Genomic DNA, 23612 nt, shown 5'->3' with positions numbered 1-23612 from the left:
ACTATTTTTGAATTCACTACAGGCAGTATATCATTGAAACGGCCCTTAAAGCAGCCTGAGTGGTCGGTAAAATGTAAAATAGTTGTTGTTTTGTGCCATATGCCCAACCTCAGTTGTGACCCGACAGCAACATTTCCTTTTCAAAAAGCATCACGAATAACCGTAATCACGTTTTCCAGAATGGGATCGCGCAGGCTCAGTCTATTGTAATGGAGCGAGTAGTCGACCTGCTCGCGGTTCAGGGCGGGGTGCGGCAGCCGCTGTAGCGACCAGCACTGGTTGAACAGCGTGAAAAAGCGGGCTGGCATAATGCCGACAAGATCGCTGTGCGCGATCAGCGAGGCAAGGGTGAACATGTTATAGCTGCTGAAGCTGATTTTCCGGTTCGGGAAAATCTCCTGGATCCGCTGGCGCAGCAGCGTGAAGCTTTGCCCTTCTATCATCAACAGACTGTGTTCCGCATTGTCGACGTGCTCAGGGGTGGACGCGCCGGTCAGGAATGGATGGTTCTGCCGGCAAACCAGTTCAATGTTGTCGGAAAAGAGAACCTGATGCTGGACCACGCGATTGCTGTAGACGTGGTTATCAATAATCAAATCGGTCTGGAACTGGCTGAGTTGGGCTTCGGCGTCATGCACGGGAATATTCCGCAACAGCAGTTGCGGAAAGCGGGTTTTGATCGCCTGGTAGAGGGTGGGCATCACCAGCGCGCCGACGGACGGCGAGGTGCCAATGGTAATGGTTCGCTGTTTGTCATAACAGCCGGTAAGATCGAGAGCGCCGAGAATCGACTCAAGACCCTGGCTGATATATTCGTGCAAATGAGTGGCATAGGCGGTTGGCGTAACGCCTTGTCCTTTGCGAATAAACAGCGGGTCGGGAAAAATAGTGCGCAGTTTTTGAATAGACTGGCTGATGGCCGAAGGCGTCAGATTGAGTATTTTGGCGGCGTTAACGATACCTTTATGAACATAAACAGCCTCAAAGATAGTCAACAGATTCAGGTCGATATTTCTTAGCGTTCTGAAAATTTGCGGTTTATCTTCGGGCCGGTGTTCGTAACAATGGCCTTTCGGCTGACTATTCTCACTCACGCTCACACTCCATATTTATTTGTTTTATGAATAATTGCGTGAGTTATATTTATGAGCTGCATATATTTTCTCCACCCTTACTCATCTTGCCATTGCGAAAATTGATTGCAAAAAGAATGACGATTGAATAATTAACGCGCGTCGATGAAAAATAGAATGACGACGAAACGAAATATTTCGTTAACGATTCAAACACAGAGATAATGAAAATATAGAAACCAGGCGGTTTTGTAAAGCCTTCAAGGGATCTGGATTAATGACCCAGCTAATTTGTGGGTCATTATTATCAATTGGTTAAGCAGTAATATATTCGTGAGGAGGATTATTTAGCAGGGCTAAAATATTTGCCAATAAACGTGGTCGAATATTTTCCGTGGTGGCTTGTTTATCCCACTGCGATATTTTTGTCATTTCCATTCCCGCATAACCACATGGGTTAATACGCAAAAATGGCGAAAGGTCCATATTTACGTTCAGCGCCAGGCCGTGGAACGAGCAGCCGCGGCGAATACGTAATCCGAGGGAGCAAATTTTCTTTTCACCGACGTAGACGCCTGGGGCATCGGCGCGGGGATGTGCGTCTATACCGACTTCCGCCAGCGTATTCACAACGGTTTGCTCCAGCAGGGTGACCAGTTCCCGGACGCCCAGCTTGCGGCGTTTGAGATTGAACAGGACGTACATCACCTGTTGGCCGGGGCCATGATACGTCACTTGTCCTCCGCGATCGCTTTGAATCACCGGGATATCGCCTGGCATCAGGACATGTTCCGCTTTTCCCGCCTGGCCCTGGGTAAAGACCGGGTGATGTTCTACCAGCCAGATTTCGTCGGCGGTGTGCTCATCGCGGGTGTCTGTAAATTCGTGCATGGCCTGGGAGACGGGCTCGTAGTGTTGAAGGCCGAGCTGGCGGACCAGTATTTTATCCTGAGACAAAACAGCATCTCCGTAGAGAAAACAAAAGAGGGAAAAAGTATATCACAGCGAGAGAGGAGAGGGGTTACCCGGACAATGCCGGGTAACGTTAACAGATTTACAGCACCATACGGACGATCTCAATGTTGCCGAGCTCTTCGTACAGTGTTTCAACTTGTTCAATATGCGTGGCGTTGATGGTAATAGAAACCGAGTGGTAATTGCCTTTGCTGCTTGGTTTTACCGTCGGAGAGTAATCACCTGGCGCATGGCGCTGTACCACTTCAACCACCTGATCGACCAGCTCAGGTAACGCCTGCCCCATAACTTTGTAAGTAAAAGGCGTAGGGAATTCAAGCAGTTCGTTAAGTTTGGTTTTCATGTCAGCTCCGGCGTAACGTAAAAAAATGACAACTCCCGCGGCAAGGCGGGAGTTTTACTGATGCTTAGTATATGGGGATGGAAATCACACTTTCAAGTGTTCGATTTTTAACCAAACCAGTGATGGAACATTAATTTAATGTAATCAATGATTTTACCGAAGAAGTTGCCTTCCGGGATTTCCTGCAGCACAACCAGCGGACGTTGCTCAATGGTTTTGCCGTCGAGCTGGAAATTAATGGTGCCGACCACCTGATTTTTCTGCAACGGCGCGTGGAGTTCCGCGTTGTTCAGAACATAGCTGGCCTTCAGATCTTTCATGCGTCCGCGCGGGATGGTCAGATACACATCTTTATCCACGCCTAAGGAGGCGCGATCGGTATCGCCAAACCAGGCGGGTTCAGAGGCGAATTCTTTACCGGCTTTCAGTGGGTTGACGGTTTCGAAGAAACGGAAGCCCCAGGTCAGTAGCTTTTTACTTTCGGTTTCACGACCTTTATAGGTGCGTCCCCCCATCACTGCGGAGATCAAACGCATCTGCCCTTCGGTCGCGGAGGCGACAAGGTTATAGCCCGCTTTTGCCGTATGTCCGGTTTTGATACCGTCCACATTCAGGCTGTTATCCCATAACAGGCCGTTGCGGTTCATCTGGCGAATGCCGTTAAAGGTGAACTCTTTTTCTTTGTACACCGAGTATTCGTTCGGCACATCGCGGATCAGCGCCTGGCCAATCAACGCCATGTCGCGGGCGGAGCTGTACTGACCTTCCGCATCCAGACCATGTACCGTCTGGAAGTGGGTGTTTTTCAGTCCCAGCGCGTTCACATAGCTGTTCATCAGACCTACAAACGCGTCCTGGCTCCCTGCGGCAAAATCCGCCATCGCCACGCAGGCGTCGTTACCGGACTGCAGGTTGATGCCGCGAATCAGCTGTGAGACCGGCACCTGCATTCCTGGCTTCAGGAACATCAGAGAAGAGCCTTTGAAGACCGGATTACCGGTCGCCCAGGCATCGTTGCCAATCGTGACCAGATCGGTTTCTTTGAATTTTCCCGCTTTCATTGCCTGACCGATAACATAGCTGGTCATCATTTTGGTCAGACTGGCCGGATCGCGACGGGTGTCGGCATTTTGTTCAGCCAGCACCTTGCCGGAGTTGTAATCAATAAGGATGTAAGACTCCGCATCGATCTGCGGAACACCCGGGATCATGGTTTTAATATTCAGGTCATCGGCATGCGCGCCTGAGATAGCGGCTGTGAAGAGAGCCGTGGTGAGCGCCATGCGCTGCATGAAACGAGCGGAAAAAGTGGTCTTCATGGTCTGAACTACGACATCCGTGATGGAATTGAAAAAAGTGCCTTACTATAGCAAATGCACTACCGGCAGGCATCTGACTTTCCGGGTGACTTTTGTTAACGTTGTTAACGTCACTTACAGAAATTGACAAATCAGATGCCGCTTTTACGTTATTGCGCGCCGGTGATGAATGACTGCAGCTGGGCTTCGGATTGTAAACGCTGCTGTAGCGCGCTGGCTTCCGCTTTACTGGCGAAAGGACCGAGCTGAATTCGCCACACGGCGCCGTTCTGGGTCACGCGTCCAGGCACGTTAAACTGCTGTGCTAACCGCGTCTGATACTGTTGCGCGCGCCCCTGGTCGCTGACTGCCCCGACCTGAACAACATAATGACCGGATGCTGCAGCAGGCGCTGCGGCAGGTACCGTTGCAGTTGGCGCGCTCACAGGAGCGGTTACCGGCGCGGCAGTGGTGGGTTGCGCAGCCGGTGTCGGTTCACTGCCTTCCAGAACGCCTGACGCTAAGGTCGTTGGCGCGCCGAGGAAACCGCTACTGTTTACCGGCGCGCCAGCGCTGTCTTCGCTTTTCAGCGTGGCGTTACTGATCGCGCGAACATCGCCCTGAGGCTGGATAGCCTGTGGTGCGGAGGAGGCGCTTCCCATGCCGCCGCTCAGGTCTGGCCGCGCGGGCAGGGCATAGGTTTGTTTTGCCACAGTGGTACACGCCATGCCGGGACCCGACAGGGAACCGTCCTGGGCGACCACGATCGGATCGATGCGCACTTTGGTGTTATTCGAGGTGTTCAGACGGTCGGCGGCGGCGCGCGACAGCGAAATCACCCGATCGTTGCCGTAAGGGCCACGATCGTTAATGCGTACAACGATCATCCGGCCATTGGCGAGGTTAGTAATTCGCGCATAGCCAGGGATCGGCAATGTAGGATGCGCAGCCGTCAGCTGCATCGGATCAAACATCTCGCCCGAAGCGGTGAGATTGCTGCCCGGTTCGGCATCGTAAATCGCAGCAAGCCCGGCCTGACTGAAGCGCGACGGATCCTGCACAATCTTATAATGCTTACCGTCTCGCTGGTAATCCTGATTAGCGGTCGGGCTGAGCGGCTCGTAACGCGGCTCCGCTCCGCCGATCTCCACCACCGGTCCATTACATACCGCTGGCTGCGGCGCAACGATGGTCGCTTGCTGACCATCATCGCTCGTACATGCCGCGAGCAGCATAATTCCTGCTGCGACGCAGACTCCAGGCAACTGCTTACGCATTGCGCACCCCTTACACGCTTTTCGATAACATTTTTCTGTGGGTATGGATCGACATGACAATCCCGAACCCGGCCATCAGCACAATCAGCGCCGAGCCTCCGTAACTGACCAGTGGCAGCGGAACGCCTACAACAGGCAGAATACCACTCACCATACCAATATTAACGAAGACATAAACGAATAATATCAACATTAAACCACCGGCCATGACGCGACCAAAGGTGGTTTGCGCGTGGGCGGCAATCCACAGGCCACGCATGATCAGCAGGATGTACAGCGCCAGCAGGATAAGGATCCCCACCAGGCCCAGTTCTTCGGCCAGTACCGCGAAGATAAAGTCGGTATGACGTTCCGGAAGAAATTCCAGCTGCGACTGCGTCCCGTGCAGCCAGCCTTTACCGCTCAGGCCGCCTGAGCCAATCGCGATCTTAGACTGAATAATATGGTAGCCCGCGCCTAACGGATCGGTTTCCGGGTCGAGAAGCATCATGACGCGCTGGCGTTGATAATCATGCATCAGGAAGAACCAGAGGATCGGAATAAACGCGGCAAGCAGCAGCGCCGCCACGCCAATCAGACGCCAGCTCAGGCCCGAAAGGAACAGCACAAACAGGCCGGAAAGGGCGACCAGAATTGAGGTGCCCAGGTCAGGCTGCGCCGCCACCAGCAGGGTCGGCATAAAAATCAGCACCAGTGCAATGGCGGTATTCTTCAGCGATGGCGGGCAAACGTCGCGGTTGATAAAGCGCGCGACCATTAGCGGAACGGCGATCTTGGCGATTTCGGATGGCTGAAAGCGCACAATGCCGAGATCCAGCCAGCGCTGCGCCCCTTTTGATATTGCCCCGAAGGCATCAACCGCCACCAGCAATATGATGCAGACAATGTAAAGATAGGGCGCCCAGCCTTCATAAACGCGAGGCGGAATTTGCGCCATTACCACCATGATCACCAGACCAATGGCGATCTGCCCGACCTTACGCTCCATCATGCCAATATCCTGGCCGCTGGCGCTCCAGATCACCAGCGAGCTGTACACCAGCAGCGCCAGCAGAATCAGCAACATGGTGGGATCGATATGAATTTTATCCCAGAATGTTTTTTTGTTCGGATTATCCGTCATCGTTATTGATCCTCCGCCGCTGCAACCGCCGGGTTTTCAGCTGGCAGACTGGTGTTATTGTCACCCAACATAATGTGGTCAAGAATCTGACGCATAATTGTCCCCACCGCCGGGCCAGCGCCGCCGTTTTCGAGGATCATGGCGACCGCAACCTGCGGGTTATCATAAGGCGCGAAGGCCGTCATCAGCTTGTGATCGCGCAGGCGTTCGGCAATTTTATGCGCGTTATAGGTTTCGTTGGCTTTCAGGCCAAAGACCTGGGCCGTACCGGATTTGGCCGCGATTTTATACGGCGCGCTGGCAAAGTATTTATGCGCAGTACCGTTACCGCGGTTTGCCACGCCGTACATACCGTCTTTCGCCAGTTCCCAGTAACCAGAGTGAATGTCGCCAACCGGCGGTTCGTGGGGCTGGACCCACGGAACCTGCTTGCCGTTTTCGGAAGTGCTCATCAGCAGATGTGGCACTTTTACTACGCCGTCGTTAATCAGGATCATCAGCGCTTTGCTCATCTGAATCGGCGTGGCCGTCCAGTAACCTTGTCCGATACCCACCGGAATGGTATCGCCCTGATACCACGGCTTCTTAAAGCGCTTCATTTTCCATTCGCGGGTCGGCATGTTACCGGAGCGCTCTTCCGCGAGATCGATACCGGTATAGTGCCCGTAGCCAAATTTACCCATCCACTCGGACAGGCGGTCAATACCCATGTCATACGCGACCTGATAGAAGAAGGTATCGGCGGATTCTTCCAGCGATTTGGTGACGTTCAGATGTCCGTGGCCCCACTTTTTCCAGTCGCGGTAGCGTTTTTCAGACCCCGGCAACTGCCACCACCCCGGGTCGAACAGGCTGGTATTGCGGGTAATCACGCCTGCGCTTAACGCGGAGACGGCGACATACGGTTTTACCGTCGAGGCCGGTGGATAAACCCCTTGCGTGGCGCGGTTGACCAGCGGCGTGTTCGGATCGTTAAGCAAACCGGAATAGTCTTTACTGGAAATGCCGTCGACAAACAGGTTCGGGTCATAGCTGGGCATTGACACCAGCGACAGCACGCCGCCGGTGCGTGGGTCGGTCACGATCACCGCCGCGCGGCTGCCTGCGAGTAGCGTCTCAATATACTGCTGCAGTTTTAAATCTATGGTGAGGTGGATGTCGTGCCCGGCCTGCGGCGGCACTTCTTTAAGCTGGCGGATGACGCGGCCCCGGTTATTGACTTCAACTTCTTCGTAGCCGGTCTGGCCATGAAGCACGTCTTCATAGTAGCGCTCAATGCCCAGCTTGCCGATGTCATGGGTGGCGGCATAGTTCGCCAGCTTGCCGTCTTTATCCAGCCGTTCGACATCTTTATCATTGATCTTCGACACGTAGCCGATGACGTGAGTGAGTGCGGAGCCGTAAGGGTAGTAGCGGCGCTTATAGCCTTTCACTTCGACGCCAGGGAAACGGTACTGGTTTACAGCAAAACGCGCGACCTGCACTTCTGTCAGGTTGGTTTTCACGGGAATGGAGGTGAAACGGTGCGAACGGGCGCGTTCTTTCTTAAAGGCCGCGATATCGTCGTCGGTGAGATCCACGACGTTGCGCAGGGCGTCTAACGTTTGCTGCACGTTGTCTACCTTTTCCGGCATCATTTCGATCTGGTAAATCGTGCGGTTCAGGGCCAGCGGAATGCCGTTACGGTCGTATATAATGCCGCGGCTGGGGGCAATGGGCACCAGCTTGATGCGGTTTTCATTTGAGCGGGTCTGGTAGTCGGTATACCGGACGATTTGCAGATTGTACAGGTTGGCGATAAGCACGCCGGTGAGCAGTAATATACCCAAAAAGGCGACCAGCGCCCGGCGCACAAACAGCGCGGACTCAGCCGTATAGTCGCGAAAAGAATTCTGTAGTTTCATCCGCTGCGTAGTCTACTCAAGCTCAACGATCACTCACGGTGATAGGGGTGATTAGTGGTAATGCTCCATGCCCGATACAGGCTCTCGGCGACCAACACCCGAACCAGCGGGTGGGGAAGGGTCAGCGCGGAGAGCGACCAGCTTTGTTCCGCCGCTGCTTTACAGGCGGGAGAGAGGCCCTCCGGCCCGCCGATGAGCAAGCTGACGTCACGCCCGTCCAGCTTCCAGCGTTCCAGTTCCGTTGCCAGCTGCGGCGTGTCCCAGGGTTTACCCGGAATATCCAGGGTGACGATGCGGTTTTTGCCTGCGGCGGCCAGCATCAGTTCACCCTCTTTGTCGAGAATACGCTTAATATCCGCGTTCTTGCCGCGTTTGCCCGCTGGAATTTCGATAAGCTCAAAAGGCATATCTTTTGGAAAACGCCGCAGGTACTCGGTAAAACCGGTTTGTACCCAGTCGGGCATTTTCGTGCCTACCGCGACAAGTTGAAGCTTCACGCATTAACTCCAGAGTTTTTCCAGTTCATACAGGCGACGGCTTTCTTCCTGCATTACGTGGACAATCACTTCACCCAGGTCAACGACGATCCAGTCGGCAACGCTTTCGCCTTCCACGCCCAGCGGCAGCATGCCCGCCGCGCGGGATTCCTGCACAACGTGATCGGCGATAGACATCACATGGCGGCTGGAGGTGCCGGTACAGATAATCATACAGTCAGTGATGCTGGATTTGCCCTGAACGTCTAAGGCGATGATGTCCTGACCTTTAAGGTCATCAATTTTGTCGATAACAAAATCCTGGAGTGCTTTACCCTGCAAGTTTTCCTCCTGGGGCATGAATGCGTAAAACAAATAAGTCTGTTAGTATACCTGAACCCACACGGGTACGGGACAAATGTCACCGGCTCAGGTGCGGAAAGTGGGCTATCATCCCACCCCATGCAACAGAATGCATCGCCATTTTTGTAAAACAATTTCTGCAAAGGGCTGAAGGGCGGGAAAAGTCTGGCAGCGGAGAATAGCAGCCTGTCAGGGGGTGTCAATGGTCGAAGCGTGTCTGGCGCTAAAAAACAGACCTTTCATTCTCCCGGCTGCCATACCGCTCTGCTGTTCAGTACCCGCAGTGTGGCAAAATCGTCGTGGAAATCAATGGCGCTCCAGCAGCCTTGCTCAACGCGAAAGCGCCACATGGCGGTCGCGGGCATAGAAAGCAGCTTTGCAATCAGCAGGCTAAGTACGCCCTGATGGCTGACCATCAGCACATGTGTATGATGCTGGTAGTCGGCAAGCTGGCTTATCAGCCGATCCACCCGGCCTGAAAACGCCTGAAATCCTTCACCGTTGGTGGGGATCGCATTTTGCCAGTCGTTGCACCACGCCGCGTAATTGCTCGCATCTTCTTCGCAAAGATCCCGGTGATGGCGCATTTCCCAGTCGCCGAAAAACATTTCATTCAGCTCGGGGCGGGTCAGGAGAGGAAGATCTCGCCCGGCTAAGACTAAGCGCGCCGTATGCTGCGCCCGCTCCAGCTCGCTGCACAGCACCTGCTCAAAGGGAACCTGCTTGAGCAGTGTGTTCAGCGTCTGCGCTTGAGTAATACCTCGCGCCGTCAGCGGCGTGGGAGCATGGCCGCTGTACAGACCGGCTACATTGGCTTCGGTTTCACCATGACGAACTAACCAGAGTCGCATTTTTTCCTCGTGAACGTATTCGCGCAAAATATGATATTGGCCCTGATTGCGCGCGCTGTTTTCTTTAAAATAACGTTTTTTGCCAGGAGCGGCACGATGTCTCTGTTTTCAAGCGCACACGGCGGGAATACCCGCGAGGCCGCCGAGCTACTCGGTATTTCAGCCGATCGGCTGCTGGATTTTAGCGCGAATATTAACCCGCTGGGTATGCCGGCGTCGGTAAAACGCGCCATCGTCGACAATCTTCATCTTGCCGAGCGCTATCCGGACGTTGAGTACCGCCATCTTCATCAGGCGCTGGCGAAACATCATCAGATCCCCGCATCCTGGATCCTGGCGACAAACGGCGAGACGGAGGCGATTTTCGCGCTGGTGGACGGCCTTAAACCGCGACGGGCGATGATTGTCACGCCCGGCTTTGCCGAATACGGTCGCGCCTTACGCCGCGGCGAATGTCAGATTGACCTGTTCGCCCTGCGTGAGGCGGACGGCTGGCAGCTAACCGACGCTATCCTTGGCGCGCTACGCGCTGAGCATGACTGCCTGTTTCTCTGTACGCCTAATAATCCTACCGGCCTGCTGCCGGAGCGGTCGCTGCTCGAGGCCATTGCGCGACGCTGTAAGGCGCTGAATATCGCACTGATTCTTGATGAAGCCTTTCTCGATTTCATCCCCGACGAGCCGGGGTTTATTCCCACCTTGCAGGCTAACCCGCATATCTGGGTGCTGCGTTCGCTGACCAAGTTTTATGCCATTCCGGGGCTGCGTCTGGGGTATCTGGTCAACAGCGACGAGCAGGCGGTCGCCAGAGTACGCGCCCGGCAGATGCCCTGGTCGATCAATGCGTTTGCGGCGCTTGCCGGAGAACATCTGCTGGATGACATCGCCTGGCAGCGGGCGACCTGGCAGTGGCTGAAAGAGGAAGGGGAACGCGTTTATCAGCAGTTGAGCGCGCTGCCGGGTTTGAGCGTCTATCCTGGCCGGGCAAATTATCTGCTGCTGAAATGCGAAAGGGATCTGCAGCGCGCGCTCCTCGAACGGCATATTTTGATCCGTAGCTGCGCCAATTATCCAGGGCTTGATGCGCGTTATTTTCGGGTGGCGATACGCAGTAGCGGAGAAAACGACCGCCTGCTGGCGGTGTTAGCGGATGTGCTTAACGATACAAACCGTGCAGATTAATATAGTCCAATACTGCTTTCGGCATCAGGTCGTCGCAGGATTCGCCGTTTTCCAGACGCTCGCGAATAAGGGTGGCGGAGACATTAAACCACGGTGTTTCGGCAAGATAGATTCTGCCCGCGGGCAGCCGGTGCAGATCGTCCGGAGTATGCGTCAGATGCTTTTCCAGCCAGCGTTGATGCTGCTCCTGCGCCATCTCCAGTGGGTAACCTGGACGGCGGCAGACGATCAGATGGGTGTTATCAAGGATGGTTTCGTAGTCATGCCACGTGGGAAAGGTTAGCAGTGAATCCTGGCCGATGATAAACGCCAGCGGCGCATCCGGACCTTGCTCCTCTCGCCATTCTTTCAGCGTTTGCGCGGTATAAGAAGGCGTATCGCGCAGCAGCTCACGCTCATCAAGGGTGAACAGCGGTTTATCGGCTATGGCCAGCTCGAGCATCGTTTTCCGCTGGGCGCTGGTGGCCTCCGGCTGTGGACGATGCGGGGGAACATTGTTCGGCATCACAATCACCCGTGACAGGCCAATCAGGTTGGCCAGGGTTTCCACGGGCTTGAGGTGACCATAATGCACCGGATCAAAGGTGCCGCCAAAAAGTGCCTGTAACGATTTCATATCAACCATCAATAAAAACGTCTGCCAGCGCCTTATGGCAAATCAGCAGCGAAAGACCTTCGAGTTCCGCCCAGACTGACTGGCCATAATCCTGCTTCAGCGTTATTTCTGTACGTGTCAGTAGCTGCACCGCCTGGCGCAGTTGCGTCAGGCTTAGTCGGTTCAGGGCTTCGCTCGTCATGGCACGGCGGTTTTGCCAGACGCGGTGTTTATCAAACAGCGCGCGCAGGGGCGTATGGGCGGCCTGGCGCTTGAGGTTGACCAGCAGTAAAAGTTCACGCTGCAGGGTGCGCAATAAAATGACCGGCTCGCTGCCTTCCAGACGTAATTGCTGAAGAATATGCAGTGCGCGTTTGCTCTTGCCCATCACCAGCGCATCGACCCAATGATACGGGGTAAAGTGCGCGGCATCGTTCACCGCCTGTTCGACACGGGGAAGCGTGAGTTTTCCGTCCGGCCACAGCAATGACAGACGTTCCAGCGCCTGTGCCAGCGCCAGCAGGTTGCCTTCATAGCAATAGCACAGCAGCTGATTTGCCGCGTCATCCAGTTGCAGATTCTTTTGTTTTGCCCGGGCGGCCACCCAGCGCGGAAGCTGAGCCTGCTCCGGCGTCTGGCAACTGACCTGCACGCTCCGATCGGCCAGCGCGCTAAGCCACGCGGCATTTTCCTGGGCTTTTGTGAGCTTATTACCGCGCACCAAAAGCAGGAGATCGTCATGCAGTAACTGCGTGAGGTGGGCCAGCTGCTCGTTGATGGCGGCGTTTGGACCGTTTTCCGGCAGCAACAGCAACAGCGTCTGTCGACTGGCGAACAGACTCATCGCCTGACACTGTGAAAACAGCGCATTCCAGTCGGTGCTGTTGTCGAGCGAAAAGGTATGGTGTTCTTCGAACCCCTGCGCTGCCGCTGCCTGACGAATGGCGTCCTGGCTTTCCTGCAACAAAAGAGGGTCGTTACCGAGTAATAAATACGCCGCGCGCAGCCCTTCGGAGAGCTGCGCGCGGAGTTGTTCAGGGTACAACCGAATCATCAGTTACCCAGCGTGGTTGAAACGCGTGAGGAAGAAGCCGCAGGTGTGACCACGGTATTTTCAGTTTTTTCTTCTTCCTGAACCGAGCGGACATCAGCGATTTTTACGCTGGACAGCTTACGAATCAGCTGTTCAGCCGCTTTGTCATACATTTCGTTGATGATCATCTGCTGTTCGTTATCCTTCGCCAGCGCCATCTGCGGGTTGTCGAAGAATGAACGGTACACTTTGGTGTTGATCGGGTAAATACCGTGTTCCGGGATCAGCACCGAGGCGTTAACGTTCATGACCATCTGATACTCAGCCGTCTGACCGTCCTGGAAGACCGACGCCGTATCCTGAGAAATACTGACGGCGCCCAGACGTAACGATGGGACATCTTTACGCATTGAGCCTTTTTCCAGCAGCTCAACATCGTTCAGGCGCAACTGATTACGCACCGCACGACTCAGTGGGCCGTTAGGATCCCTGGAGTCGAGGATCATGGTTTTCATTGTGTCCGGAACCTGCGTAGTGCTACGCAGATGCCAGCCACACCCGGCGGTGGTTAACACCGCCAGAGATAACAACACTGTTGCCAGATATCGCACGCTTCCTCCCGCGCTTAGCCAACGACCAGATTGAGAAGTTTACCCGGTACGTAAATCACTTTACGCACGGTCACGCCCTCAAGATATTTTGCGACCAGATGTTCCTGACCCGCACGTTCACGAACCTGTTCTTCAGTCGCATCCACCGGAACGGTGATTTTGCCACGCACTTTGCCGTTGACCTGCACCACGACGAGGGTGGAGTCTTCAACCATCGCGGCGTCGTCAGCCACCGGCCACGGCGCATTGTCGATATCGCCTTCGCCTTTCAGCGACTGCCACAGCGTAAAGCAGACGTGCGGAGTGAACGGGTTAAGCATACGCACAACCGCCAACAGCGCTTCCTGCATCAGGGCGCGATCCTGTTCGTCTTCCTGCGGCGCTTTCGCCAGCTTATTCATCAGTTCCATGATCGCGGCGATAGCGGTGTTGAAGGTCTGACGACGACCAATATCATCGGTCACTTTGGCGATCGTTTTGTGTACGTCGCGACGCAACGCTTTTTGATCTTCACTCAGCGCGGCAACGTTCAGCGGCGCAGCGTCGCCACGTGAAGTATGCTCGTAAACCAGTTTCCAGACGCGTTTCAGGAAGCGGTTTGCCCCTTCAACGCCGGACTCCTGCCATTCGAGGGTCATATCCGCCGGGGAGGCGAACATCATGAACAGACGTACGGTGTCGGCGCCGTAACGCTCAACCATCACCTGCGGGTCGATACCGTTGTTTTTCGACTTCGACATTTTGCTCATGCCGGTGTACACCAGTTCATGGCCTGCCGCGTCTTTCGCTTTCACGATACGGCCTTTCTCGTCACGCTCAACAATGGCATCTACCGGAGAAACCCAGTTACGCTCGCCGTTTTCGCCGACATAATAGAACGCATCCGCCAGCACCATGCCCTGACACAGCAACTGTTTCGCCGGTTCGTCAGAGTTCACCATGCCCGCGTCGCGCATCAGCTTATGGAAGAAGCGGAAGTAGAGCAGATGCATGATGGCGTGTTCAATACCGCCGATGTAAATATCCACAGGCAGCCAGTAGTTGGCGGCTTTGGAATCCAGCATGCCTTCCTGATACTGCGGGCAGGTGTAGCGCGCGTAATACCAGGAGGACTCCATAAAGGTGTCGAAGGTGTCGGTTTCACGCAGCGCTGGCTGACCGTTAACGGTGGTTTTCGCCCACTGAGGATCGGCTTTGATCGGGCTGGTGATACCGTCCATGACCACGTCTTCCGGCAGGATCACCGGCAGTTGATCTTCCGGAGTTGGCATTACGGTGCCGTCTTCCAGGGTGACCATTGGGATCGGCGCGCCCCAGTAGCGCTGACGGGAAACGCCCCAGTCGCGCAGACGGTAGTTCACTTTGCGCTCGCCCACGCCTTTCGCCGCCAGTTTGTCGGCAATCGCGTTGAAGGCGTCTTCAAAGGCCAGACCGTCGAATTCGCCGGAGTTAAACAGCACGCCTTTTTCGGTCAGCGCCTGTTCGGACAGATCCGGTTCGGAACCGTCGGCGGCAAGAATGACGGGTTTGATGGTTAAACCGTATTTGGTGGCAAATTCGTAGTCGCGCTGATCGTGACCCGGAACCGCCATGACCGCGCCGGTGCCGTATTCCATCAGCACGAAGTTCGCCGCCCAGACCGGGATCGCTTCGCCGGTTAACGGATGTACCGCTTTAAAGCCGGTATCGACGCCTTTCTTCTCCATGGTCGCCATATCGGCTTCCGCGACTTTGGTATTGCGGCATTCGTCGATAAAGGCAGCCAGTTCCGGGTTGTTCGCCGCGGCTTTCTGCGCCAGCGGGTGACCGGCGGCAACGGCCAGGTAAGTGGCGCCCATAAAGGTATCCGGGCGGGTGGTGTAAACGGTCAGCGTATCTTCATAACCGGTGACATCAAAGGTGATTTCCACGCCTTCAGAACGGCCAATCCAGTTGCGCTGCATCGTTTTGACGGTGTCAGGCCAGTGATCGAGCTTGTCCAGATCGTTCAGCAGTTCGTCCGCATAAGCGGTAATTTTGATAAACCACTGCGGGATCTCTTTACGCTCAACTTTGGTGTCGCAGCGCCAGCAGCAGCCGTCGATCACCTGTTCGTTAGCGAGCACGGTCTGATCGTTCGGGCACCAGTTCACCGCAGAGGTCTTTTTGTAAACCAGACCTTTTTTATACAGCTCGGTAAAGAATTTTTGTTCCCAGCGATAGTATTCCGGGGTGCAGGTCGCCAGTTCACGGCTCCAGTCGTAGCCGAAGCCCAGCATTTTAAGCTGGTTTTTCATATAGGCGATGTTGTCGTAAGTCCACGGCGCCGGCGCGGTGTTGTTTTTCACCGCTGCGCCTTCCGCAGGCAGGCCGAAAGCGTCCCAACCGATAGGCTGCAACACGTTTTTGCCGAGCATGCGCTGGTAACGGGCGATCACGTCACCGATGGTGTAGTTACGCACGTGGCCCATGTGTAGTCGGCCAGAAGGATAGGGAAGCATAGACAGGCAGTAATACTTCTCTTTGCTCTCGTCTTCGGTTACTTCAAATGTGCGCTTCTCATCCCAGTGAAGCTGTACTTTGGATTCTATCTCTTCCGGGCGGTATTGCTCTTGCATGGCAGCCAGTGGTCCTGTTTTCAATACAGCTACAAACGTAGCTTTAGAGGTGGTGTTTTAGATCCGCATAGCATAGCCCAAACGCCCGCGTCAAAACAGTCTTTCGCAGGGTTAATCCGCGCATTGATTTACTCACTCTGCGGGCGATCTTACAAAGCAGTGTGCAAATAACGTCTATTATTATAGACAGTTAACGACCCAGGAGGCGAAACGATGAACAAGGTTGCTCAATATTACCGTGAACTGGTGGCGTCATTAAGCGAACGCCTGCGTAACGGCGAACGCGATATCGACCTGCTGGTGGAACAGGCGCGGCAGCGGGTATTACAGGCAGGGGAGTTAACGCGAACCGAGGCGGACGAACTGATCCGCGCGGTCAGACGCGACCTGGAAGAGTTCGCCATGAGCTACGAAGAAAGCCTCGAGGAGGAGTCCGACAGCGTCTTTATGCGGGTAATTAAAGAGAGCCTGTGGCAGGAACTGGCGGATATTACCGACAAAACACAGCTGGAATGGCGTGAGGTGTTCCAGGATCTCAGCCATCACGGGGTTTATCACAGCGGCGAGGTGGTGGGGTTAGGCAACCTGGTGTGTGAAAAATGCCATTTCCATTTAGCCGTGTATACGCCAGACGTACTGCCGCTGTGTCCAAAATGCGGTCACGATCAGTTTCAGCGCAGACCGTTCGAGCCGTGATTCGCACTGCCGGATGGCGGTGTCGCCATCCGGCAAACATTACGCGTAAGCCGTCAGGCGTTCAGCCAGAAGATCCACAAACCCTTCGCGATCGACATCCACCATCACGGTGGCGTTCGGTCTATTGCCCGTCAGGAAATAGTAATCCACGACTGTCATTCCCTGCGTGTACTTACCCTGCGTTTCGACGCCGACCCAGCGCTCCACGGTGGTAAACAGCTCCGGCTTCAGCAGCCAGGCGATGGTACAGGGGTCATGCAGCGGCGCGCCGGTGAATCCCCATTTTTCATCTTTATGATACTCGAGGAAGAAATCGAGTAGTTCAGCGACGATGGTCGCGATCGGGTTGCCGATGGCGCGAAAACGTTCGGTATCATCAGCATGGATCTGCGCTTTGTGCGTGACGTCCAGTCCCGCCATCACGACCGGAATGCCTGACTGGAAGACGATTTCCGCCGCTTCCGGGTCGACAAAAATATTAAACTCGGCGGCGGGCGTCCAGTTACCCAGCGCCATCGCGCCGCCCATGATCACTATTCGCGCAATGTTGGCGTGCAGTTCCGGGTGGCTATTCAGTAATAGCGCAACGTTGGTCTGCGGACCGGTCGAGACGATGGTGACCGGTTGTGGACTTTCGCGCAGGGTTTTCGCCATTAACTCGACGGCGGTGCAGGGCTGCGGCGCAAAAGCCGGTTCCGGCAGCGCCGGACCGTCCAGCCCGCTTTCGCCATGAACGTTATCGGCGATGATCAGCTCGCGCATTAATGGCTTTACCGCCCCGCCCGCGACCGGAATATCGGTACGCTTTAGCAACGTCAGCATACGCAGCACGTTACGCAGCGTTTTCTCTGGCGTCTGGTTGCCGGCGGAGGCGGTAATGGCTTTAACATCAAGTTCTGGTGAGGCGAGGGCGAGAACCATTGCGATAGCGTCGTCATGACCCGGATCGCAATCAAACAAAATCGGAAGTGCCATTGTTGCTCCTTGTAAGCGCTACTTTTGCGGCAAGGGTAACGCCGGGTTGAAAAGGATTCGAGGAGCGAAACAAGAAAGCGTGAGATGGCGCGCACTCTGCCGTGCGCGCCGTCAGGATCAATGCAGGATTTTCGCAAGGAAGTCTTTTGCGCGTTCGGATTGCGGGTTAGCGAAGAACGCTTCTTTTGGCGAGTCTTCGACAATTTTCCCTTCGTCCATAAAAATCACCCGGTTCGCCACTTTACGCGCAAAGCCCATTTCGTGCGTGACCACCATCATGGTCATCCCTTCGTTGGCCAGCTCGACCATGACGTCCAGTACTTCGTTGATCATCTCCGGGTCGAGTGCCGACGTGGGTTCGTCAAACAGCATCGCGATCGGATCCATGCACAGCGCGCGGGCAATCGCCACACGCTGCTGTTGGCCGCCGGAAAGCTGCGCCGGATACTTGTTGGCGTGGGCGGCAAGGCCGACGCGCTCCAGCAGTTTCTGCGCTTTTTCACGGGCAGGGGCTTTATCGCGCTTGAGCACTTTGACCTGCGCCAGCGTCAGGTTTTCGATGATCGACAGATGTGGAAACAACTCAAAGTGCTGGAACACCATGCCGACGCGCGAGCGCAGCTTCGCCAGATCCGTTTTCTTGTCGTTGACCATAATACCGTTGACGGTAATTTCGCCTTTTTGCACGGGTTCCAGGCCGTTAACGGTTTTAATCAGCGTTGACTTACCGGAACCCGAGGGACCGCAAACCACCACCACTTCGCCTTTTTTTACTTCCGTGGAGCAGTCGGTCAACACCTGAAAGTGACCATACCATTTCGAAACATTTTTCAGGGTAATCATTAAACTGTCCTTTTCTTCAAATAGCTGACCAACAACGACGCGCTCAGGCTGATAACAAAGTAGACGGCGCCAGCAAACAGGATCATTTCAACCTGCGTGCCGTCACGCTCGCCAATCGTGGACGCGGTGCGGAAGAAGTCCGCAAGGCTTAAAACGTAAACAAGGGAGGTGTCCTGGAAGAGGACGATGCCCTGCGTGAGCAGCAGCGGTACCATCGCGCGAAACGCCTGCGGCAGAATGATGAGCTTCATCGACTGCCAGTGGGTCATCCCCAGCGCCAGCGCAGCGCTTGACTGTCCGCGGGAAATACTCTGGATACCGGCGCGGATAATCTCGGAGTAATACGCCGCTTCGAACATCGAAAAAGCCACCATCGCCGAGATCAGACGGATATCGGTTTTCGGCGACAGGCCCAGCACATCCTGCAGTAGCCCCGGCACAATCAGGTAGAACCACAGCAGTACCATCACCAGCGGGATGGAGCGGAAAACGTTAACGTAGGCTTTGGCAAACCAGGCGATCGGCGCAAAGCTTGAGAGGCGCATTACCGCGAGCAGCGTGCCCCAGACAATCCCCACGACCACTGCTGTCAGGGTGATTTTCAGCGTAATCAGCAGGCCGTCCAGCAGATACGGCAGGGAAGGGACAATGGAACTCCAGTCAAATTCGTACATTATTTGCCTCCCATATTGCCAGGCAGGCGGACTTTCCGTTCCACCAGGTTCATCACCAGCATGATGAAGGCATTAATTAATACGTATGCCAGGGTAATGGCGGTAAAGGATTCCCAGGCGTGGGCGGAGTAATCGAGCAGCTTGCCCGCCTGCGCCGCCATATCGACCAGACCGATGGTGGAGGCGATGGCCGAGTTTTTCACCAGGTTCATCATCTCTGAGGTCATCGGCGGTACGATCACCCGGTAAGCGTTAGGCAGCAGCACGTAACGATACGCCTGCGGCAGCGTCAGTCCCATGGCCAGCGCCGCATTCTTTTGCCCGCGCGGCAGCGACTGTATTGCCGCGCGTACCTGCTCACAAACGCGGGCGGCGGTAAACAGCCCCAGACAGATCATTGACGACAGGAAGAACTGAATGTTGGGATCCAGTTCTGCCTTAAACCACATGCCGAGATCTTCCGGCAGCAGTTCCGGCACGACCAGATACCAGGTAAAGAACTGCACGATCAGCGGAACGTTACGGAACAGTTCCACGTAAAGCGTGCCGATACCGGAAAGAAAACGGTTCGGCACAGTGCGAAGAATGCCGAATAACGAGCCGACGAGAAAAGCAATGATCCAGGCGGTGATGGATAACGCCACGGTGACCTGAAAGCCACTCCAGAGCCAGCCGAGATAGGTGGTGTTGCCGAAGGGGGCTTCCTGTAAAAAAATACCCCAGTTCCAGTCTATTGACATACATCTACTCCGAAAAAAAAGGGTAGCAGCGCTACCCTCGAAGATTGTTGATCAGCGTGTTTCGGTTTTCAGGCCTGATGGGGAACGACCATCAGGCGTATAGTCTGTCCGTGCTGACCAGCAATCGAGAGGGCAAGGAGATCTCGCCCTATTTCATTGTTGTTAGTTAAGTGCTTTGTCGTTTGGCTCTTTGAACAGGGCCTTCATTTCGTCAGAGAGTTCGAAATTCATGTTCAGGTTCTTGGGCGGGATAGGGTTTTTAAACCATTTATCAAACCATTTTGCCGCTTCGCCAGAGGTTTGCGCCTGGGCGATGGTCTCATCCATCAATTTTTTGAAATCCGGATCGTTTTTACGCAGCATGCAGCCGTAAGCTTCTTCGGACTGCGCTTTGCCGACGATTTCCCAGTTGTCCGGTTTCTTCGCCTTCGCGCGTTCGCCCGCCAGCAGGGCATCATCCATCATGAACGCGACTGCGCGACCGCTTTCCAGCGTGCGGAAGGAGTCACCGTGGTCTTTGGCGCTGATGATGCGCATATTCATTTTTTGCTCGTCGTTCAGCTTGTGCAGCAGAATTTCCGAGGTGGTACCGGAAGTCACCACCACCGCTTTGCCCTTCAGATCCGGGAAGTCTTTAATGTCGCCGCCTTTTTTCGCCAGCAAGCGGGTACCGACGACAAAGATGGTGTTAGAGAAGGCGGCCTGCTTCTGGCGCTCAACGTTGTTGGTGGTAGAGCCGCACTCAAAATCGAAAGTGCCGTTTTGCAGCAGCGGAATACGGTTCTGGGAGGTAATCGGAATCAGCTTCACCTGCAGGTCAGGCTTGTTCAGCTTCTTCTTCACCGCTTCAACGATGGCGTTGGAGTAGTCCTGAGAATAACCCACCACTTTCTGCTGATTGTCATAATACGAGAACGGTACGGATGACTCACGGTGACCCACGACAATGACGCCGTTTTTGGCGATCTTGTCCAGCGTGCTGCCCGCAGCAGGCGCGGCGTCTTCCGCGTGCGCCACACCGGCAGACAGCCCCATAACCAGCATTGCTGTGGCTAGCTTACGTAATTGCATATCCAACTCCTTTATCGTCTGCGCCATCGGCGCATTGATACCCATTGTGATGTTGTTATCGTCTGCAACTTGCGCGTGCAGTGTTGTACCTGTTTGTTAACATTTAGTTTGGCTGAATGTAAAGATATTGCTGCGTTATTGTTTATTTTTGCGAAGTGCGCCGCACCATCCGGAGGCAAAAATCTTTCATTGCACTGTTTCGGTGCTACCGATGAACCGCGTTGGTGCGTCCCGGTTGCACGTTGGGCTTAAAACAGGTTTGCCTTGTATTACAAAGCAATAGACGTGCCAGAATGGAATAGCAGGAGAAAGGAAACGCCGGAGACGGGCCAGGGCCGCCATCCGGCGAGATTACGCGGGAGGGTTACTTCCGGCGTTGACGCAAGCTCATTAGCACTGCGCCAAAACCAAACAGGGCGGTTATCGCCCACAGCGGCCAGTTGCCGGTACGGGCATACGGCGTTAAGCCTGTGGTCGGCGTCACGGTGGTGGTCAGCACCTGACGCGTAAACTGAGGGATCATCGCCTGGACATCGCCCTGCGGGCCAATTACCGCGGTTATCCCGTTATTGGTGCTACGCAGCAGCGGTCTTGCCAGCTCCAGCGAACGCATCCGCGCCATCTGGAAGTGCTGCCACGGGCCAATCGACTTGCCGAACCATGCGTCGTTAGAGATGGTCAGCAGGTAGTCGGTGTCCGGACGGAAGTTATCCCGCACCTGTTCGCCCAGAATGATCTCGTAGCAAATGGCCGCCGTCAGGGCGAAGCCATGGGCGTGCAGCTGCGGCTGGATATACGGACCGCGGCTGAATGAGGACATCGGCAGATCAAAAAAGGGCGCTAACGGACGCAGGATCGACTCCAGCGGCACAAACTCGCCAAACGGCACGAGATGGTTTTTGTTGTAGCGATTGCCTGAGTCGTAGCTGTAAGGATTGTCTTTACCCAGCGTAATAATCGTGTTGTAGGTGTCGTAACGGTTCTGCTTGTTCAGGCGCGCGTCAACGATGCCGGTAATGAGCGTACTGTTTTTTGAACGTAACAAATCGTCCATCATGCCGAGGAAGCGCTGCTGGTTAATTTCCAGATCCGGAATTGCGGATTCCGGCCAGATGATCAGCTGCGATTTCCCCATCAGCGGTTGGGTGGCATCAAGGTAGATTTTCAGCGTATTGATCAGTTGGCTTTCGTCCCACTTCAGCGACTGCGGGATATCCCCCTGCACCAGAGAAACCTGGGTCGCCCTTTCGGGTTCCGGCGTATACCACTGGATGTATCGCAGCGGGAAAGGCAGCGCAAACAGTATCGCCGCCACCGCCAGCGGACGCCAGTTTCGGCTGACGAGGGCCAGCACCAGCAGGCCGCTCGTCATCATCAGCATAAAATTGATCGCCTCGACGCCCATTACCGGCGCCAGCCCCTTCAGCGGGCCGTCAATCTGGCTGTAGCCAAACTGCAGCCACGGGAAGCCGGTCAGAACCCAGCCGCGCAGGAACTCGGTGATTTGCCAGACCACTGGCGCGGCAATCGCCACGCGCAGCCAGCGGGTTTCCGGCCACAGGTGCGCCAGGATCCCGGCAAACAGGCCGGTATACAAAGAAAGGTAAGCGGCGAGCAGCACCACGAGAAAGACGTTGACCGGACCAGGCATCCCGCCAAACTGCGCGATGCTGACGTACACCCAGTTGATACCGGTGCCGAACAACCCCAGTCCCCAGAAGTAGCCGACAGCGGCGGACTGGAGCGGACGTCGGTTTAAGGTTAACGCCTGCAGGCCCATAAGCGAAATGATCGCCGCGGGCCAGATGTCATACGGAGAAAATGCCAGCGTCCCGCTGGCCCCGAATAATAACGCCAGCAGCAGGCGAATGCGCTGGCGTTCAAGTAAAGAGGCAAATGCCATTGAGTTCTTCTTCCCGTTCGGTTTTATTCGTCCAGTTTTGGCTGGGGGGAGTCATCCGGAATTCTGACATGAACCTGAATAATACGGCGGCTGTCGGCCATGGCCACTTTGAACTGGTAACCATCAATGTCAATGGTTTCACCGCGGGCGGGCAGGTGGCCAAACGCCTGCATCACCAGGCCGCCGATGGTATCGACCTCTTCATCGCTAAAGTGGGTGCCGAAAGCTTCATTAAAATCTTCAATCGGCGCGAGCGCGCGGACGGTCCAGGTGTGGCGACTGAGTTGGCGGAAGTCGATATCGTCTTCTTCGTCATACTCGTCTTCGATTTCACCTACGATCAGTTCAAGGATGTCTTCAATGGTCACCAGACCAGAGACGCCGCCGAACTCGTCGATGACGATAGCCATATGATAACGCTGTGAGCGGAACTCCTTGAGCATCCGGTCAACGCGTTTGCTCTCCGGGACGACAACGGCTTGGCGTAACACTTTTTCCATGCTGAAGGCTTCGGCGTCGCTGCGCATAAAAGGCAGCAAATCCTTCGCCATCAGAATCCCTTCAATGTGATCTTTGTCTTCGCTGATCACCGGAAAACGCGAGTGGGCGGACTCGATAATGACATCGAGGCATTCGTCCAGCGTCTGGTTGCGTTTCAGGGTAATCATCTGGGAGCGGGGGATCATGATGTCGCGAACGCGCTGGTCCGCAATATCCATTACCCCTTCGAGCATGTCGCGCGTATCTTCATCGATCAGCTCGTTTTGCCCGGAATCACGGATCAGCGCCAGCAGTTCATCACGGTTTTTCGGTTCACCGTGGAAAAGTTGGCTCAGTAACAGGGAGAAAAATCCCTTCTTGTTGCTTAACGTGTCACTACTGTGTGAATTGTCGTCGCTCATGGCGTCGTATGGGTTCTCATGTTAGTTAATCGAACGCGCGTCAGGCGTAAACTCAGCCGCTGACGGCATTTATCGCCTGATGGCGCTACGCGTCTCAGGCCTGCAAA

23 protein-coding genes are annotated in these 23612 nt (G+C 55.0%); 2 read left to right on the top strand and 21 right to left on the bottom strand.

Features of this window, described 5'->3' with window-relative positions; translation table 11 throughout:
- Window positions 1-140 precede the first annotated feature (140 nt).
- The 10 genes from HVX72_RS15160 to HVX72_RS15115 all read right to left on the bottom strand — a co-directional run bounded on the left by HVX72_RS15160 (window position 141) and on the right by HVX72_RS15115 (window position 9683).
- Window positions 141-1094 (bottom strand): YbeF family transcriptional regulator, encoded by a 954-nt coding sequence (locus HVX72_RS15160; RefSeq protein WP_181821797.1) that lies wholly within the window; start codon window positions 1092-1094, stop codon window positions 141-143.
- 294 nt (window positions 1095-1388) lie between these two features.
- Window positions 1389-2030: a lipoyl(octanoyl) transferase LipB gene (gene lipB, locus HVX72_RS15155; protein WP_181821796.1), complete on the bottom strand. Its 642-nt coding sequence runs from the start codon at window positions 2028-2030 to the stop codon at window positions 1389-1391.
- 97 nt (window positions 2031-2127) lie between these two features.
- Entirely contained in the window at window positions 2128-2391 is a 264-nt protein-coding gene (ybeD, locus tag HVX72_RS15150; RefSeq protein WP_004100153.1) for a DUF493 family protein YbeD, read from the bottom strand.
- 107 nt (window positions 2392-2498) lie between these two features.
- On the bottom strand, window positions 2499-3710 hold the full coding sequence (gene dacA, locus HVX72_RS15145) for a D-alanyl-D-alanine carboxypeptidase DacA (RefSeq protein WP_042285511.1): 1212 nt from the start codon (window positions 3708-3710) through the stop codon (window positions 2499-2501).
- A 149-nt stretch (window positions 3711-3859) separates the two neighbouring features.
- Window positions 3860-4966 carry an endolytic peptidoglycan transglycosylase RlpA gene (rlpA, locus tag HVX72_RS15140; protein ID WP_060568912.1) on the bottom strand — a complete coding sequence of 369 codons (1107 nt, stop codon included), beginning with the start codon at window positions 4964-4966 and terminating at the stop codon, window positions 3860-3862.
- Window positions 4967-4976: 10 nt separating this feature from the next.
- Window positions 4977-6089 carry a peptidoglycan glycosyltransferase MrdB gene (mrdB, locus tag HVX72_RS15135; protein WP_042285504.1) on the bottom strand — a complete coding sequence of 371 codons (1113 nt, stop codon included), beginning with the start codon at window positions 6087-6089 and terminating at the stop codon, window positions 4977-4979.
- Between the two features lie 2 nt (window positions 6090-6091).
- Window positions 6092-7993, bottom strand: coding sequence for a peptidoglycan DD-transpeptidase MrdA (gene mrdA, locus HVX72_RS15130; RefSeq protein ID WP_042285501.1), 1902 nt, complete (start codon window positions 7991-7993; stop codon window positions 6092-6094).
- Window positions 7994-8022: 29 nt separating this feature from the next.
- Window positions 8023-8490, bottom strand: coding sequence for a 23S rRNA (pseudouridine(1915)-N(3))-methyltransferase RlmH (gene rlmH, locus HVX72_RS15125; protein WP_042285498.1), 468 nt, complete (start codon window positions 8488-8490; stop codon window positions 8023-8025).
- 3 nt (window positions 8491-8493) lie between these two features.
- Window positions 8494-8811 carry a ribosome silencing factor gene (gene rsfS, locus HVX72_RS15120; protein WP_012904988.1) on the bottom strand — a complete coding sequence of 106 codons (318 nt, stop codon included), beginning with the start codon at window positions 8809-8811 and terminating at the stop codon, window positions 8494-8496.
- A 260-nt stretch (window positions 8812-9071) separates the two neighbouring features.
- Window positions 9072-9683 (bottom strand): adenosylcobalamin/alpha-ribazole phosphatase, encoded by a 612-nt coding sequence (locus HVX72_RS15115; RefSeq protein ID WP_042285494.1) that lies wholly within the window; start codon window positions 9681-9683, stop codon window positions 9072-9074.
- 96 nt (window positions 9684-9779) lie between these two features.
- Between HVX72_RS15115 and cobD the strand changes: the two genes are divergently transcribed.
- Window positions 9780-10865 carry a threonine-phosphate decarboxylase CobD gene (gene cobD / locus HVX72_RS15110; protein ID WP_181821795.1) on the top strand — a complete coding sequence of 362 codons (1086 nt, stop codon included), beginning with the start codon at window positions 9780-9782 and terminating at the stop codon, window positions 10863-10865.
- Here the strand turns inward: cobD and nadD are convergent.
- The 4 genes from nadD to leuS are packed head-to-tail and all read right to left on the bottom strand — an operon-like array spanning window position 10840 to window position 15701.
- Window positions 10840-11481: a nicotinate-nucleotide adenylyltransferase gene (gene nadD / locus HVX72_RS15105; protein ID WP_181821794.1), complete on the bottom strand. Its 642-nt coding sequence runs from the start codon at window positions 11479-11481 to the stop codon at window positions 10840-10842. The two genes, cobD and nadD, sit on opposite strands and share 26 nt — an antisense overlap.
- Before the next feature lies 1 nt (window position 11482).
- The gene (gene holA / locus HVX72_RS15100) at window positions 11483-12514 is read right to left on the bottom strand and encodes a DNA polymerase III subunit delta (RefSeq protein ID WP_181821793.1); all 1032 of its coding nucleotides are present in this window, start codon (window positions 12512-12514) and stop codon (window positions 11483-11485) included.
- A complete protein-coding gene (gene lptE / locus HVX72_RS15095) occupies window positions 12514-13104 on the bottom strand; it encodes an LPS assembly lipoprotein LptE (RefSeq protein ID WP_181821792.1) in 591 nt (196 codons plus the stop codon). The genes holA and lptE overlap by 1 nt, the downstream gene beginning before the upstream one ends.
- Window positions 13105-13118: 14 nt before the next feature.
- Window positions 13119-15701, bottom strand: a complete 2583-nt coding sequence (gene leuS / locus HVX72_RS15090; protein WP_042285478.1) for a leucine--tRNA ligase — start codon at window positions 15699-15701, stop codon at window positions 13119-13121.
- 213 nt (window positions 15702-15914) lie between these two features.
- On the opposite strand from leuS, the gene HVX72_RS15085 reads away from it, so the two are divergent.
- The gene (locus HVX72_RS15085; protein WP_042285476.1) at window positions 15915-16397 is read left to right on the top strand and encodes a zinc ribbon-containing protein; all 483 of its coding nucleotides are present in this window, start codon (window positions 15915-15917) and stop codon (window positions 16395-16397) included.
- A gap of 39 nt (window positions 16398-16436) precedes the next feature.
- On the opposite strand, the gene rihA is transcribed toward HVX72_RS15085, so the two are convergent.
- The 7 genes from rihA to corC all read right to left on the bottom strand — a co-directional run bounded on the left by rihA (window position 16437) and on the right by corC (window position 23505).
- Window positions 16437-17372 (bottom strand): pyrimidine-specific ribonucleoside hydrolase RihA, encoded by a 936-nt coding sequence (gene rihA, locus HVX72_RS15080; RefSeq protein ID WP_181821791.1) that lies wholly within the window; start codon window positions 17370-17372, stop codon window positions 16437-16439.
- Between the two features lie 117 nt (window positions 17373-17489).
- Window positions 17490-18215: a glutamate/aspartate ABC transporter ATP-binding protein GltL gene (gene gltL / locus HVX72_RS15075; RefSeq protein ID WP_042285471.1), complete on the bottom strand. Its 726-nt coding sequence runs from the start codon at window positions 18213-18215 to the stop codon at window positions 17490-17492.
- Window positions 18215-18889 (bottom strand): glutamate/aspartate ABC transporter permease GltK, encoded by a 675-nt coding sequence (gene gltK, locus HVX72_RS15070; protein WP_042285468.1) that lies wholly within the window; start codon window positions 18887-18889, stop codon window positions 18215-18217. Before gltK ends, gltL begins: the two co-directional genes overlap by 1 nt.
- Window positions 18889-19629 carry a glutamate/aspartate ABC transporter permease GltJ gene (gene gltJ, locus HVX72_RS15065; RefSeq protein ID WP_042285465.1) on the bottom strand — a complete coding sequence of 247 codons (741 nt, stop codon included), beginning with the start codon at window positions 19627-19629 and terminating at the stop codon, window positions 18889-18891. The genes gltK and gltJ overlap by 1 nt, the downstream gene beginning before the upstream one ends.
- 162 nt (window positions 19630-19791) lie before the next feature.
- Window positions 19792-20700 carry an amino acid ABC transporter substrate-binding protein gene (locus HVX72_RS15060; RefSeq protein ID WP_042285462.1) on the bottom strand — a complete coding sequence of 303 codons (909 nt, stop codon included), beginning with the start codon at window positions 20698-20700 and terminating at the stop codon, window positions 19792-19794.
- Between the two features lie 364 nt (window positions 20701-21064).
- A complete protein-coding gene (lnt, locus tag HVX72_RS15055) occupies window positions 21065-22603 on the bottom strand; it encodes an apolipoprotein N-acyltransferase (protein ID WP_181821790.1) in 1539 nt (512 codons plus the stop codon).
- 23 nt (window positions 22604-22626) lie between these two features.
- A complete protein-coding gene (gene corC, locus HVX72_RS15050; protein WP_042285457.1) occupies window positions 22627-23505 on the bottom strand; it encodes a CNNM family magnesium/cobalt transport protein CorC in 879 nt (292 codons plus the stop codon).
- Between the last annotated feature and the right edge of the window lie 107 nt (window positions 23506-23612).

Origin of the sequence: Citrobacter sp. RHB21-C05 (genome assembly GCF_013889015.1) — a bacterium.
Lineage (GTDB): Bacteria > Pseudomonadota > Gammaproteobacteria > Enterobacterales > Enterobacteriaceae > Citrobacter_A > Citrobacter_A sedlakii.
The sequence above is the reverse complement of the archived record's forward strand: the minus strand, read 5'-3'. Positions and strand labels throughout refer to the sequence as shown.